This is a genomic window from Shewanella donghaensis (assembly GCF_007567505.1).
Classification (GTDB): Bacteria; Pseudomonadota; Gammaproteobacteria; order Enterobacterales; family Shewanellaceae; genus Shewanella; species Shewanella donghaensis.
Map to the genome: position 1 here is coordinate 3,757,325 of NZ_CP041783.1, position 15,703 is coordinate 3,773,027.

9 protein-coding genes are annotated in these 15,703 nt (G+C 41.5%); 2 read left to right on the forward strand and 7 right to left on the reverse strand.

From position 1 onward, the window contains the following. Positions 1–267 precede the first annotated feature (267 nt). Positions 268–1,812, forward strand: coding sequence for a S10 family peptidase (locus FPK91_RS16170; protein ID WP_144212369.1), 1,545 nt, complete (start codon positions 268–270; stop codon positions 1,810–1,812). A 147-nt stretch (positions 1,813–1,959) separates the two neighbouring features. On the opposite strand, the gene FPK91_RS16175 is transcribed toward FPK91_RS16170, so the two are convergent. From FPK91_RS16175 to FPK91_RS16185, 3 genes are all read right to left on the reverse strand, one after another. Next, positions 1,960–3,072, reverse strand: coding sequence for a PepSY-associated TM helix domain-containing protein (locus tag FPK91_RS16175; RefSeq protein WP_144212371.1), 1,113 nt, complete (start codon positions 3,070–3,072; stop codon positions 1,960–1,962). 99 nt (positions 3,073–3,171) lie between these two features. Then, positions 3,172–5,358, reverse strand: a complete 2,187-nt coding sequence (locus tag FPK91_RS16180; protein WP_144214488.1) for a TonB-dependent siderophore receptor — start codon at positions 5,356–5,358, stop codon at positions 3,172–3,174. A 514-nt stretch (positions 5,359–5,872) separates the two neighbouring features. Further along, positions 5,873–6,979, reverse strand: coding sequence for a phosphoribosylaminoimidazolesuccinocarboxamide synthase (locus FPK91_RS16185; RefSeq protein ID WP_144212373.1), 1,107 nt, complete (start codon positions 6,977–6,979; stop codon positions 5,873–5,875). Positions 6,980–7,254: 275 nt separating this feature from the next. On the opposite strand from FPK91_RS16185, the gene FPK91_RS16190 reads away from it, so the two are divergent. After that, on the forward strand, positions 7,255–8,202 hold the full coding sequence (locus tag FPK91_RS16190; RefSeq protein WP_144212375.1) for a DMT family transporter: 948 nt from the start codon (positions 7,255–7,257) through the stop codon (positions 8,200–8,202). A gap of 65 nt (positions 8,203–8,267) precedes the next feature. On the opposite strand, the gene FPK91_RS16195 is transcribed toward FPK91_RS16190, so the two are convergent. The 4 genes from FPK91_RS16195 to uvrA form a co-directional block, all read right to left on the reverse strand. Then, positions 8,268–9,293: a lipid A deacylase LpxR family protein gene (locus FPK91_RS16195; RefSeq protein WP_144212377.1), complete on the reverse strand. Its 1,026-nt coding sequence runs from the start codon at positions 9,291–9,293 to the stop codon at positions 8,268–8,270. 125 nt (positions 9,294–9,418) lie between these two features. Then, positions 9,419–11,272, reverse strand: coding sequence for a DEAD/DEAH box helicase (locus tag FPK91_RS16200; protein ID WP_144212379.1), 1,854 nt, complete (start codon positions 11,270–11,272; stop codon positions 9,419–9,421). A 302-nt stretch (positions 11,273–11,574) separates the two neighbouring features. Then, a complete protein-coding gene (locus FPK91_RS16205; RefSeq protein WP_227006592.1) occupies positions 11,575–12,630 on the reverse strand; it encodes a M20/M25/M40 family metallo-hydrolase in 1,056 nt (351 codons plus the stop codon). A 76-nt stretch (positions 12,631–12,706) separates the two neighbouring features. After that, on the reverse strand, positions 12,707–15,565 hold the full coding sequence (gene uvrA / locus FPK91_RS16210; protein ID WP_144212381.1) for an excinuclease ABC subunit UvrA: 2,859 nt from the start codon (positions 15,563–15,565) through the stop codon (positions 12,707–12,709). Between the last annotated feature and the right edge of the window lie 138 nt (positions 15,566–15,703).

Here is a 15,703-nt window from a genome sequence, read left to right on the forward strand (position 1 = left end):
TATTTAGGGTTATGTAAATGCTATTAGCATAAGGTTTTTTGAAAAAACCGTTGGATGTACGTTTGCTTACGATTAATGTCTGTTGTTAAGTTGCTAATAAATATAAATTTAGTTCATTAAGATTTAATCGAGTTATCTGCTGGTATTACATCTTACACTATTTGATTTTTAACATTTGGTCGTTAAATAGTCTAGCATATAGGTTCCAGCAGCTTTATCGTTAATAATAAACCCTAAATCTACAATATGAATAATAAGAGAGAAGGTATGAAAATAGCCACCATTACGGGCATCGTAGCAGCATTATTGTTATGTTCTGTCTCTAGCGTTACGCTCGCAGAAGAGCAAGAAGCGCCTAAAAAACAGGATTATAGCCGTAACATTCCTGTCGACAGTAGCGTCGTGACTGAACATAAGACTAAAGTGAACGGTAATAGTTTTTCATATACCGCCACCGTAGGGACTCAGCCTGTATGGGATGAACATGGTGATGCCGTTGCGACATTAAGCTATACCTATTATCAACGTAGTAATGTAAAAGAAACCGCTAAGCGTCCTTTACTGATTTCATTTAATGGTGGTCCTGGTTCAGCGTCAGTGTGGATGGATATTGGTTATACTGGCCCACGTGCCATTAATGTTGATGATGAAGGTTATCCATTACAGCCTTATGGGGTTAAAACCAATCCATATTCGATTTTAGATATTGCTGACATTGTGTATGTAAACCCGGTAAATACTGGTTATTCAAGAGTGCTTGCTAACAAAGAGGGCGACATGCCAAGTAAGGACTATCAACAAAAAATGTTCTTTGGTGTGAATGCTGACATTAAGTATTTAGCAGAATGGGTTAACACTTTTGTGAGCCGCGCTGAACGCTGGCGTTCACCGAAATACCTTATTGGTGAAAGCTATGGTACGACTCGTGTTTCTGGCTTGGCATTAGAGTTACAAAACCGTCAATGGATGTATGTAAACGGCGTTATTTTAGTATCACCGACAGACATTGGTATTGAGCGTAAAGGCCCTGTTAAAGCGGCTAATCGCTTACCTTATTTTGCCGCAGCGGCTTGGTATCACAAAGCGCTAGGCAGTGAATTACAGCAAGCAGATCTTGCTGAGTTTTTGCCTGAAGTCGAAGCATTTACCATTAATGAATATATTCCCGCACTGGCTATGGGCGGTTTTATCGCGCCGGATCTTAAGCAAGATATTGCAGAGAAAGTCGCAAAGTACTCAGGCCTAAGTGTTGATGCGGTATTGAAGTCGAACCTTGATGTTTCAACGCGTTATTTTTGGAAGGAGTTACTTCGAGAGCGCGGTCAAACCATCGGTCGTTTAGATTCTCGTTATATTGGTATTGATAAGCAAGATGTGGGTGATAGTCCTGATTTCAATGCTGAATTGATGTCTTGGTTACATTCATTTACGCCAGCAATTAATGCCTATATGCGTGAAGAATTAAACTATAAAACCGACGTTAAATATTACATGCTTGGAGATGTGCATCCCTGGGATCGCACTGGCAATAAAACCGGTGAAAACTTACGCCAAGCTATGGCGCAAAACCCATACTTAAACGTCATGATCCAAGCGGGATATTATGATGGTGCCACCAATTATTTCGATGCTAAATACAGCATGTGGCAACTCGATCCAAGTAGCAAAATGAAGCAGAGATTAAGCTTTAAAGGCTACCGTAGTGGTCATATGATGTATCTCAGAGCTGAAGATTTAAAGCAATCGAATCAAGATTTACGTGAGTTTATCGAAAACACATTGCCAAAAGCAGATGTGGCTGCAAAATATTAATGCGCTGAGAACTTTTATAATAAGCACTTATTTGTAGTGCATATGGTTAAAAATAAAAAAGGAGCCTAGGCTCCTTTTTTGTTGTGCTTTAAAAGTACTCGGCTAAACCGTGTCGCGAGTCATAAAGCGAATTGTTCAGGTTCATTGCTAATTGCTAACAGCGGTTAACTGTCTACTGCGTTTAGAAGCTTGTTTTAATGAGCGTCTAGTCCAGTATAAATATAAGCCTGTAAAGCCCAGCAGAACAGGCATTAAACCGACTATACACCATATGATTCGAGAGATTAATCCGCCAAAATAGCCAAAATGAAGTTTGCGAAAGCTGTCTAAAAAGACCATCAAAAAGCCTGCTTCACGAATATCTTGTTTTGATATAAGTGAACCTGTGGCGCGATCAAATTTCACCATGCTGGCGTATTCACTGTTAAGTGGGTTATTGCTATCAACCTCGCCATAGAATGAAATTTGTCTATCAGGTTCATGGGGCATTGCTAAGTAGCCTGCACGATAGCTTTCTATTTCAGTGGATGATTGCAGTCTTAATGCTTCAAATGAAATATCGGGGCTGTGAAGTGGCGCTGTAATGTAGATATGTTCGCCGTCAGCATGCTCGTTTACTTCATGTAAAATCCCAGCAATATTCCAATAACCACCGGTAATAGCCATAACAATTAAAATTGGTGAGCTTAAAATACCGATGAATTTATGAATGTCGCTAAACAAAATCCGCCTGACGGCCTTAAAGCGTAAAGTAAATAACTTAGCCCAGAATCGACGATAAAGAATGATGCCGCTGATCCCCAAAAAAAGCATCATTAATGCGGCTACAAAGCCCACTATTGCTCCGTTTGTATGGAGTAAAAATGAATAATGTAACTCTAGTAACCAGTCAGTAATATAATGGTCCATGGATTGCGGCTCTGATAATAAATCACCAGAGTATTGGTTAATATAAACCTTTGACCAATCCTCAGTACCACGCTTAATTAAATAAGCGGCATCAGAACGTTGTTTGTCATCAAATAGCTCCCAGCCTCCGAGTTCAAAGCTTGGATTGGCTTTGAGTGTGGTTGCCATTAGTGTATCTAAGTTGACTCTAGGCGATGTGTCACTGGCATTGACCAGCATATGGGCTGGCCTGAGTAGGCTGTCTATTTCTACTTTAAAAACCAGAATGCTGCCCGTGATTGAGATTATCAGCAAAGGCAGCATGGCCACTAAAGCACCATAGGAGTGCCATTTAAAAAGGGTTTTTCTCATCAGATGAATTCCATAACATTTTCAGTGAGATTCAAAAATGTTGAGTTCACCTTAAGGCCAACTCAACATCATTAAACCAATCAATTTGGTTTTATATTGCTATAAATTCCAAGAGAGAGTGGCACTGTAATTTGCTGGTGCACCGTAATAACCTTGGGCCCAATACAAGCTGGTAATGTACTTTTCGTCAGTGACATTATTGGCATTGATAGTCAGTTGAATATCGTCAGTGAATTGATACTTAGCCATTAAATCGACAATGGCGTAGGCTTTTTGCTCGGTAATAATCTCTTGCCCTGCATTATCAAACCCATCAGCAACCACACCCTGGTTACGAGAGGTATCATCTTGCCAGCGCATATTGAGACCGACATATAGGCCATCAATACTTTCAAATTCGTAAGTTGCTGCGAGTTTTAATAGTTTTTCAGGCGTGTAGTCAGCAACAACATCATCACCTTCAATATCAAAATCGGTATAGCCAATACTTGCTTGAAGCCCTGGGTAGAGTTCACCTGCAAATTCAACTTCAAAGCCTTTACTGTTGATGCCATCAGCGCCGATATAGCGTTGCTGATCTGGCGGCAACATGATTGTGGCAGGATCTACAACGGCTAGGTTGGATTGTAAAATATCGAAGTAAGCCACACTGGCGATTAAGCGACCTTCAAATAACTCACTCTTAATACCGATTTCTTTACTTTCACCCGTTACTGGAGCCAGCATTTTGTCATCAATATCTAACTCTTTTTGCGCTAAGAAAGTTTCGGTATAACTCGCATAGGCAATGACTTCAGGCATAAAGCGGTAAACCATGCCTAAGTAAGGGATAAATTCACTTTCATCGGCATATTGGTCAACGCTATAGGCTTCGCCTGTGGCTTCCCATTGGTTATAACGACCGCCAGCAATAACATGCATGTCATCGAACAAGTTAAATCGGCCAGTAAAGTAAGCAGCCTGCTGTTTAGTGCGAACATCGCTACCCGTTAAACCATCGTTGAAGGTGGGTTTTGGCGTATTGCCATCCCAATCATTTAAGTCAGGCATGGCTGGGAAACCATTACCAGTGGTGTAATCGTAAAGCGAGCTATCGTTGTAGCTCATTTCTGCATGGTTTAATCCAACCACAACTTGGTGATCACGACCAAATAATTCAAAGTCACCATTCACATAAATATCAGCTAAATCGGTGGTTTCATCTAAATCATACTCACTGCCGTAACCTGTTAATCCAAGTTCAGTGGTTTTATCAGGTGTGCCATAGACATAAAATAACTCAGTATCTTCATCGGTTGTTTTATGAGAATAGGTGGCTCGAAGGCGCCAATCATCATTAAAGAAATGACTGAACTCAACCACGGTGTTGTTTTTTACGACTTGCCAGTTTGACCAGTCAGCAGAGGTATTGGTTGAACGATCGTAGTCAGTTGCGCTGCCATCGGTGTAATACAGTGGCAGGGCACCCCAGTTGTTACCTTGGGCATCATTATCGATATAGCTATGGCTAACAGACAATGAGGTTGAGTCAGTAAGATTGGCTTCAATAAATGCATATAACACATTCTTATCTTGCTCATAGCGGTCAAGGTAAGAATCTTGTTTGTGTTTTACTGCAACCGCTCTTGCGGAAATGTTGTCAGTAATGGCCACTGAACCATCCAGTTCCAAACGGGCATTATTTTCACTGCCGTAAGTGCCTGTGACTAATAGTTGATCATCAATGGTTGGACGTTTACGAATAAAGTTAACGGTTGCTGATGGATTACCCACACCAGTCATTAAGCCGTTAGCGCCACGAATAACTTCAACGCGATCATAAATAGCTGTGTCTTCATCGGCGTGATTATTACCTGATGTTAACGGCAAACCAATACCATCTATTTGAAAGTTGGTAACATCAAAGCCGCGGGCAGTGTAGTAAGTGCGGTCAGTTTCAATTCGCTCAACATTAATACCCGTGGCAGTGTCTAGTACAGAATTAATATCGGTGAGTTGAAAGTCACGCATTTGCGCTTCTGTAATCACCGATACAGATTGAGGTATATCAGTAATAGCAAGGTCTAAACGAGATGCACCACTAGCAGAGTGAGCATTGTAGCCTTGAATATAACGGCCTTTTACCGTAACAATTTCTACGTCATCAGGGACTTGGTTTATTTGATTCTCAGCGGTTTTTGGTTCTAGTTGTTCAGCTGATAGTTCTGCAGTTGCTTGCTCTGCAAGGGCATAAGGCGAAATACTCATAGCGAGTAAAAGAGAGATATTTAGTGGAGTAAGTTTCATCATTTCTTCATCTTCAGTGCGGAATAATATGTGCTAGAAATCAATTGTGAAATTGAGATCGTTCTATGACGAAAAGATGATAATCTAAAGTTAATTAATTGCAAATGAAAATCATTACCATTTACATTTGTGTAAATTGTAAATTATTTGAAAATATTTTATTGGGTCCTATTTACTGTCTGATTAACATTTCAATGATGAAATGAGGTTGCAGCTTTCACTGGAGTAAGTAACTTGAGTGATCACTTGAATGAATAACAGAAATGTTTTTTGGGAATTGCGAAGGGGTATATGCGAAGGAATATCATGAAGTAAGGCCGCTTTGGTATCTTTCTGCAAATCGACGATATAAAAAAGGCACCGATAGGCGCCTTTCATGGAATGAGAACTTAAATGGAATGAGAAGATAAGTTCTCAGATAATTAGACTATTGGATCCTTTAGCTATTAATTACTTAGCTGTTAAATCATTCAACTATCGAATTATTTCACTATTAAATCACTCAGCTATTAAATCATTCAGCTATTAAATCATAGTCTTGGCGTAATACCTTGATGATATCAGCCTTAGGGTTACTTGGTAGGTCAATCGCTTTTGCTGTGACCTTTTCTGCAACGCCGGTATAGGTACGAGACACATTCATCATTGCATCTAATGGCAAATCATTATCACGGGCTAATGCTTCACGTTCAGGCATTCTGTCCTTGTTTAACAAAATATCAGCATCATCAAAATGATTTAGTAAGAACTGACGGAAACCTTCTTTAGAATTTTCGACAATGTTACCTTCTCGGTAAGCTGCGCCATCCCATATACGTGAAGAGTCAGGGGTGCCCACTTCATCCATGTAAATCAGTTTCGCATTACCGTCTTTATCATTGACGTAACCAAATTCAAATTTTGTATCGACAAACATTTGATCATGGTTTGCTAAAGCATCCGAGATGACATTGAAACCTTGCTTGAGTAACACTTCATATAAATCGATATCTTCAGGTTTTTCAAAGCCAAATGCTTGGTAGTTAGCTTCAATGTCTGCGCGGCTAATATTAACGTCGTCTTGTTCTGGAACACCAGGAATACCGGTTAAAATGCCTTTGGTTGACGGTGTGATCAGTAACTCAGGGAGCTTTTGATCTTTCTGTAATCCTTCAGGAAGGGTAATACCACAAAATTCACGTTCGCCTTTGGCATATGCGCGCCACATTGAACCTGTGATGTATTGACGACAAATTGCTTCGACTTTGATTGGACGTGCCTTTTGCACTATCCATACAAATGGGTGCGGGATATCAAGAATATGGCTATCAGCTAGGCCGTTTTCAGCAAACAACTTAAACCAATGGTTTGAGATAGCGTTAAGTGCCGCTCCTTTACCTGGAATACCTTGTAAATTACCTTCACCATGGAAAATACAATCAAAAGCAGAAATGCGATCGCTGATGACCATTATTGCTAATGGCGTATCTGCTGGTACGTTATAGCCTTTATCTTCGATTAAGCGACGGCTATCAGCCTCAGTTAACCAATATACACTGCGGACTTTTCCGCTATGTACCGGCTTATCGGTTCGAATCGGCAAATCGTTATTGATAGCGAGAACTGAATCAGCAAGACTCATGGCCAGTATTCCTTAAGAAATTGAGTGTAGGGACATATCCTTTATAGATAAGGATATTAAGGTATTTTTATGGCGGGTATTTTACCTTTATTGATGGATTTTTCCATGATTATAAAGCTGTGGAATTCTTATTCCTCTATGGCGAATACTGAGGTTGCTATTTTGAGAAAATAATCGCGACATATCGAATTTGATTAACCATTGGCTTGTTTGGTTTATCACTTTAGAATGTGCAGCCTTCGAATGTTAATTGTTTTAGCTATCAATAGAGTGAACTGTCTGTGAAGCATACCCGTTTAGGTCTGATCTTTGTCTCGGTTGCTGTCGTGTTTTGGGGAATATTACCCATAGCGCTGAAGCTATCGGGTGGATTTATTGATCCGGTGACCTTGACCTGGTTTCGGTTTTTCGTTGCCTTTATCGTGACATTTCTTTTGTTATGGCGTTTTGGGAATTTGAGACAATTTAGCCAATTAAAAGGGCTTGATTGGTTAAAGCTTTTTGGTGCCGGTATTTTCTTGATGTTCAATTACACTTCATTTGTTTATTCACTGGATTACTTATCGCCAGGCACAGCGCAGCTTAATTTTCAAACAGCGCCGTTTTTTCTGGCTTTCGGTGGTGCGTTGTTTTTTAAAGAGCGCTTAACTGCCATTCAATTAACCTGCTTTGCCACATTGGCGCTGGGCGTATTGATGTTCTTTCATCCTAGCTTAGATTTTGCCTCAGCTGATAGTTCAAAAACGGCCTTAGGTGTATTGATTGTGCAGTTTTCGGTGTTGTCATGGACCAGTTATGCGCTATTACAAAAATCGTTAATTAATACATTATCACCCAATAATGTACTGCTATTTATTTATGGTTTAGGCATCGTAATGATGGCGCCATTCAGTGATTTTAGTCATTTCAGCAACATGACGGTGAATAATTGGCTGGTAGTTTTATTTTGTGCAATAAATACCTTGATTGCTTACGGAAGCTTTGGCCAGGCCATGAAATACTGGCCAACGGCACAAGTGAGTGCCATGTTAGCGCTGACGCCAGTGCTTAGTTTTACTGCCAATGCCGCGGTTGTCTATCTGGGCTGGTGGGATAATATTTTTACTGCTGATGCCATCGATGTTTGGTCATTGACGGGAATTATATTGATTGTCGGTTCAGTGTTTGCTGTACAAATATGGCCGCTGTATCTTAAAAAGGCTGCAGGAGCGGTTGAGCACTAGACTCTATAGCATTGAAGTTAAATGACCATGAAGCATCCAGTCAAAAAAGCATTTTAATAAACAATTTAATACTGATAGCTAATACTGACGCCTGCAAAGTTTGGCTTACTTTTCTGGTCTTCGTATTGCTCTGAACCTCGAATCGCTGAGAATGTAAGTCCCCAATCTTGCCAGTTGAGCGTAAAACCCATATTGATCATGGCCTGCTCATGGGTAAGGTTAACCGAGTGGCTGTCTTTAAAGGTATTCCCATCAAGGGTGATATCGTTAAAAACATAACGGGTGTATATGGTGGCAAAAAACTGCCAACTGAGGTCCGTTTTTGATTTCAGTTGATAACCGCCATGGCCTCTGGAAGCCGCTGGTTGTATATAGGCATAACTGTCTTTTAAAATATTACCTAAACGAAACGATACCCCAGCACCCACATTACTCATCAAGTTTCCGGCGGCAGCTTGAGCTATAACGACACTGTCGAATTCCAATGAGTCATTAATCTGCTGGTAAGTCCATTGGTATAATCGGGTCGCTTCGAGTTGAAACACTAGTTCATTATCAAGTTGATGTTCCCAACCCTGAGGTTGTTTTGCCTCGATGATGTTATGAATGCCTTTTTGTGTTTGTTCAGCAAAAGAAGCTGGCCCCACGACACCTAACGTTAAACTGAGATTGTCTGATATGCCTGCTGCATAGCTCTTTAAGTCTACCTCCCATAATAGGGTTCCAGCATAGGGACGATCACTTGGGATCAACTCTTCTATTTCAATATCATCAGGGGTATACATACGCTGAGACAGGTTATAGCTCAACTGGTAATGTCTATCACTGCCTTGGTTTAAATAGCTCCAACCATAAAATGCATCTAACCAATTTGGCAGTGCGAGTCGTTCGTAATCGTGAGCTACCTTATGTCCCCAACTCCATTCAATGCCGTTGGTATAGCCATTGTCACTGGTATCAATAAGACCAAAGGCATCGTTCTCAAAGGTGAATTGCACCCAAGCTGTATCTGACTCTTCAGCAATCGCTAAAGTGTTAGACAATAATAGGACTGCCAACAGTATTATTGCAGCAAATTTTTTAGGGAACATAAATTCAACTTTGATATTTTGAAAAGTAATCGGGCGCTATTATGTTTAATTTAAGCATAAAAAAATGGAGCCTAGGCTCCATTTTTATGATTTAGCATAACGTTACGTTATGACTATATCGGTAATTACTCGCTGTCACGTGGCTTACGTGGGCTATCACCACGAGGACGGTCGCTACGAGGACGGTCACTACGAGGGCGATCACTACGAGGACGGTCACTACGAGCGCGATCACTACGTGGACGACTTGGCGCAGCAGCTGGGAAAGATGCATCACCCGCTTCACGGATGTTCAATGCTTTACCACAAACACGTACTTTTCTTAAATGGCCTAGCACGTCTTTTGGCATGCCGTCTGGCAAGTCAATTGAAGTTACTTGGTCAAATAATTGAATTTGGCCAATGAACTGGCTGTCAATGTTTGCTTCGTTAGCGATAGCGCCAACAATGTTACCAACACCAACACCGTTATCACGACCTACATCGATTACATAGCGACACATCTTAACATCAGGCTTATCTTTCAGACCTTCTGCACTACCAAAGCTTGTTGGCAATGGACGGCTGCTGCGTGAATCACGACGAGGACGCTCACGACCACCGTCACGAGAATCACGAGGAGCACGTTCATCACGGTCACGTGAATCACGTTGACGTTCTTGAATCGCTGGAAGTTGTAATGGACGCTCAGCTTGTACTTGTTGAAGTAATGCTGCTGCTAGTAAGTCTGTATCAATTTCTAATTGCTGACATAACTGCGCTACTGCATTTTTCATGAAATCTAAGTCACCGTTAACGGTTTCTTGGATTTGCTCGCCTAAGCGTGATAAACGACGCTCAGCAACAGATTCAGGGCTAGGCACTTTCATTGGCGAGATACGGCTGTTCGTTGCACGTTCGATAGTGCGTAACATACGCATTTCACGATTGGTAACGAAAAGAATCGCCATACCTGTACGACCAGCACGGCCAGTACGGCCAATACGGTGCACATAAGCTTCTGTATCATATGGGATATCGTAGTTAACTACGTGTCCAATACGTTCAACATCAAGACCACGGGCCGCAACGTCAGTAGCAATAAGGATATCTAACTTACCGCGTTTAAGCTGCTCAACAGCACGTTCACGTGCTTGTTGGTTCATATCACCATGTAGTGGTGAAGATGCGTAGCCGCGAGCTTCAAGTTTTTCAGCTAATTCAACACAGCTGTTACGAGTACGTACGAAGATAATAATACCTTCAGTATTTTCAACTTCTAATACACGTACTAACGCTTCAAGTTTGTTGTGCTGTGATACTTGAACATAACGTTGATCAATAGTTTCAACAGTTGTTGTGCTATTTTTGATAGCAACATGAACAGGATCGTTAAGGTGCTTATTAGCAACACGCTTGATTTGCTCTGGCATAGTCGCAGAGAAAAGAGCTAGTTGGCTGTCTTTTGGCTTATGCTCAAGAACCCATTCGATATCATCGATGAAGCCCATTTTTAGCATTTCATCAGCTTCATCAAGAACAAGTGCTTTTAATGAATCAAGCTTAAGTGTACCGCGACGCATGTGGTCCATTACACGACCAGGTGTGCCGACAACAACTTGAGGGCCACGACGTAGGGCACTTAATTGTTGTGACATGCTCTGACCACCGTAAATCGGTAGTACATGGAAGCCTTTCATGTGTTTAGCGTAGCTACCAAATGCTTCAGCAACCTGAACAGCAAGTTCACGAGTTGGTGCAAGTACTAGGATTTGAGGAGCTTGTAGCTGTTGGTCAACATTGTTAAGTAAAGGCAGTGCGAAAGCACCTGTTTTACCTGTACCAGTTTGAGCTTGACCAAGAATATCTTTTCCTTCCATTAAAGGATCGATACTTGCAGCTTGAATTGGAGTTGGTTTTTCGTAACCTAGATCGTCTAGGGCACGAAGCAAATTCTCGGATAAACCAAGTTCGCGGAAAGTTCTTTCATCGGATGACATTGAGTTGTAGCCTTGTGGATGCGCACGAAATTATTAGCATTCGTACTAAAGTTTCACAGACAGAAAATCAACCCCGTGTCGATTTCCCGCGTCAAAGGGGCGATATTATAGCAAGCTTTGGCCTCAATGACTATCTAATTTTAATAAAAAAATAAAATTGGCCTGATTATTGTAGAGGAAAAGTTGAGGCGGTAAGTGTTATTTTCGGCACTAACTCAATGTAATCTTGTTTGTGCCGAACGCCATTCAATAATTAATATTACAACCTCAATCGTTATCAGGTTTTATGTGAGCGATACGAATCAATTAGCGATAATTTGTTGCTTATTAAGCTTGAGTAACTCATAGGCTGTTTCTGTTACAGCCGCTAGAAAACTGATATTTATCGTATCTATGGTATCGTCCACAGTGTGATATTGCTTATGGGTTTCAACGCCTAAATAGAGCCAGGGGATTCCCGCTTTATGGAAAGGATAATGATCGGATGCTCGCAGCCAATCTATCCTTACCATACTGCCATTCTTGAGTTTTGAACGGCTTTGTCTCACACACAAGTTATTATAGTCTTGGAGTTGATATTTTATTTGTTTAAATACAGATAAATTTTGCTCTCCTTCAATATAGATCGCTTTTGGTCTAGAAGGGTGGCCAATCATATCGAGATTAAGTGCCATTTCGATACTCATATCTGAATGGCCTATAAGCCGCTCAACAAGCGCATAGGAGCCATATAATCCCGGTTCTTCAGCATCTGTGGCGACCAGCATCAAATTGATATTTTTATCCCCATCAATTTGCCACTGTTTAGCAATAGCCAACATTGAGGCAACGCCAGAAGCGTTATCATCAGCACCAGGGTAAACTTTGTTACCTCGCATGCCCAAATGATCATAATGAGCCGTGATTACCCGCCAGCGCGTAGAAGGTTGCTGAGCCATTACTGTGGCAATGACGTTAATGCCAGTTTTATCGGAGAAGTTTTGTTGGTAAATGAAAGGATGATTATATTCAGCTTGCCAAGGTGACAAACCAAGTTCTATAAAGCGTGAAATGATGTATTGGCGTGCTTTATCAGCTCCTTTGGTGTTGGTTTTACGGCCTTCAAAATCTGCGCTACTTAATGTGCGAACATCATCCAGTAGCTGATTTTTATCTGCCCATAAACTTGTTACTTCATTGCCGCAATTTTGTGTAGCGCAGCCAGTTATTACCAAAAAGCTGCTAGCGACAATGAACTTAGCCATCAAGTGAAATGATAACTTCGTTAAGCTAGCGACTTTAATAACCACTTTATGGGTTATTCTAGAAGCCATTTTTACAACCATTCTGAAAACCAGAGCACCTTGGTAAAAATCCATTTTTAATCCTCTGGCTTGATGAGTAAGCTAACTCAATTTGGCTGTTATTAAAGTCTGCTTTATACAGCGCATAAGGCTATTTTTTCTTGGCAGCCTTTTTCTGCGCAGCTTTCTTGGCCAATAACGGTTTCAAAAAGCGCGCCGTATGAGAGGTTTTATGTTTTGCTACCTCTTCAGGTGTCCCAGTGGCTAAAATAGTACCGCCGCCAGAGCCGCCTTCAGGGCCAAGATCAACCACCCAATCTGCCGTCTTAATCACATCTAAATTGTGCTCAATGACCACAATGGTGTTGCCTTTGGCTTTCAAACGATGCAATACCTCTAACAACAGTTGGATGTCGGCAAAGTGCAAACCTGTGGTTGGCTCATCAAGAATGTATAAGGTTTTGCCAGTATCGCGTTTGGATAACTCTTTAGCTAACTTCACTCGCTGAGCTTCACCACCGGATAAAGTGGTGGCGCTTTGCCCTAAACAAATATACGCCAAGCCCACATCGACTAAGGTTTGCAGTTTCCTTGCGATAGCAGGTATCGGATCAAAGAAAACCCGCGCTTCTTCAATGGTCATTTGCAGCACTTCGTGAATATTTTTGCCTTTGTATTTCACATCCAAAGTTTCGCGGTTATAACGCTTACCTTTACATGAATCACAAGGTACATACACATCAGGTAAGAAATGCATTTCAACTTTGATTAAGCCATCACCCTGACAGGCCTCACAGCGACCGCCTTTAACGTTAAAAGAGAAGCGACCCGGTAAATAACCACGGCTGCGAGACTCTTGGGTTGCGGCAAATAGTTCACGAATAGGGGTAAATATGCCCGTGTAAGTTGCGGGGTTTGAGCGTGGTGTTCTTCCGATCGGGCTTTGATCAATATCAACGACTTTATCGCACAGCTCCATACCAGTAATACTTTTATGGGCTGCAGGTTCATCAATAGTGGCGCCGTTAAGCATTCTGTGGGCGATCTTATAAAAAGTATCGTTAATTAAGGTCGATTTACCTGAACCTGATACCCCTGTGACACAGGTAAACAAACCAATCGGAATAGTTAAGTCGACATCTTTTAAGTTATTACCGCTTGCACCGCATAGCTCAATAACTTTTTTCGGGTCAATCGGGGTGCGTTTATCACTAATGTGAATTTGCTTTTTACCGGAAATATATTGCCCGGTAATGGACTCTTCACAATCTAAAATTGATTGCAGATCACCTGAACAAATGATTTCACCACCATGAACGCCAGCGCCGGGGCCGATATCAATCACATGATCAGCCATGCGAATCGCGTCTTCATCATGCTCAACCACAATAACGGTATTACCTAAATCGCGAAGGTGAATGAGGGTTTGTAATAAGCGTTCGTTATCGCGCTGATGTAAACCAATGGATGGCTCATCAAGCACGTACATTACACCCACAAGGCCGGCGCCAATTTGGCTGGCTAAACGAATTCGCTGGGCTTCACCGCCTGACAAGGTGTCAGCTGAGCGATCTAAACTTAGATAATTCAAACCAACATTGACTAAGAAACCTAATCTATCGCCGACTTCTTTGAGAATTTTCTCAGCTATCTGTGCTTTTTGACCTTCGAAGGTGATCTCTTTGAAATAGTCCATCGCTTCACCGATAGACCAATGGGTCAATTGCGGCAGATTCAATTCGCCGATAAAGACATTACGAGCTTCTTCACGTAAACGCGAACCACCACAGCTTTTACAAGATTGGGTGTTAATGAATTTTGAAAGTTCATCACGAACCGAGTTACTTTCTGTTTCGCGGTAGCGGCGATCCATATTGTTGAGGATGCCTTCAAAAGGGTGATTACGAATAACCACATCACCACGGTCGTTAATGTATTTAAACGCAATGCTTTGTTTACCCGAGCCAGTGAGGACAATCTTTTTCACTTTATCGGTTAGTTGCTCAAAGGGCGTTTCAACATTAAATTTATAATGTTCAGCTAATGAAGTGAGCATTTGGAAGTAATAAAAATTACGTTTATCCCAACCTCTAATCGCCCCGCCAGCCAGTGATAACTCACCATTGGTGATAACACGTTCAGCATCAAAGTACTGTTGTACCCCAAGACCATCACAAGTTTGACAAGCGCCAGCTGGGTTATTGAATGAGAAAATTCGTGGTTCAAGTTCTGCCATTGAATAGCCACAATATGGACAAGCAAAGTTAGCTGAGAACATCAGCTCGTCAGCTTCACCAGCCATGTCGGCAATAATGGCGATACCGCCAGATAATTCTAAGGTGGTTTCAAATGATTCTGCCAAGCGCTGCTTTAAATCATCGCGGACTTTAAAGCGATCGACGACCACTTCAATGGTGTGCTTAACATGTAGCTCAAGGGTTGGTGGGTCGGATAAGTCACACACTTCACCATCAATTCTGGCGCGCACATAACCTTGTGCTGCTAGGCTTTCGAGTAACTTAACATGCTCACCTTTACGGGCTTTAATCACTGGCGCCAATAGCATTTGGCGGCTGCCTTCAGGCAAGGCTAAAACTTTATCTACCATCTGGCTGACTGTTTGCGCCGTTAATGCCTGACCATGAGTAGGACAGCGAGGTTCCCCCACGCGCGCAAACAATAATCTCAGGTAATCATAAATTTCAGTGATGGTACCCACGGTTGAACGTGGATTGTGGGATGTGGATTTTTGTTCAATTGAAATTGCTGGGCTCAAGCCTTCGATATGATCGACATCAGGCTTTTCCATTAAACTTAAAAATTGGCGCGCATAAGCCGACAGTGATTCTACATAGCGACGTTGGCCTTCAGCGTATAAAGTATCGAACGCTAAAGATGATTTTCCCGAACCCGATAAGCCGGTAATGACAATAAGCTTGTCACGTGGAATCGTTAAGTCGAAATTTTTAAGATTGTGGGTTCTTGCACCGCGAATTTCAATGGTATCCATTTATCACTCTAAAGGTTGTGTTGCCACGCATAGATAATGTGGGCTAATGTAAATTAGGTTAGTAAACAGTCGCTATTTTATATTTGATAAAAATAACTTATACAGTGTTTTATACAGTAACCTGTAGGCTGTTGTATA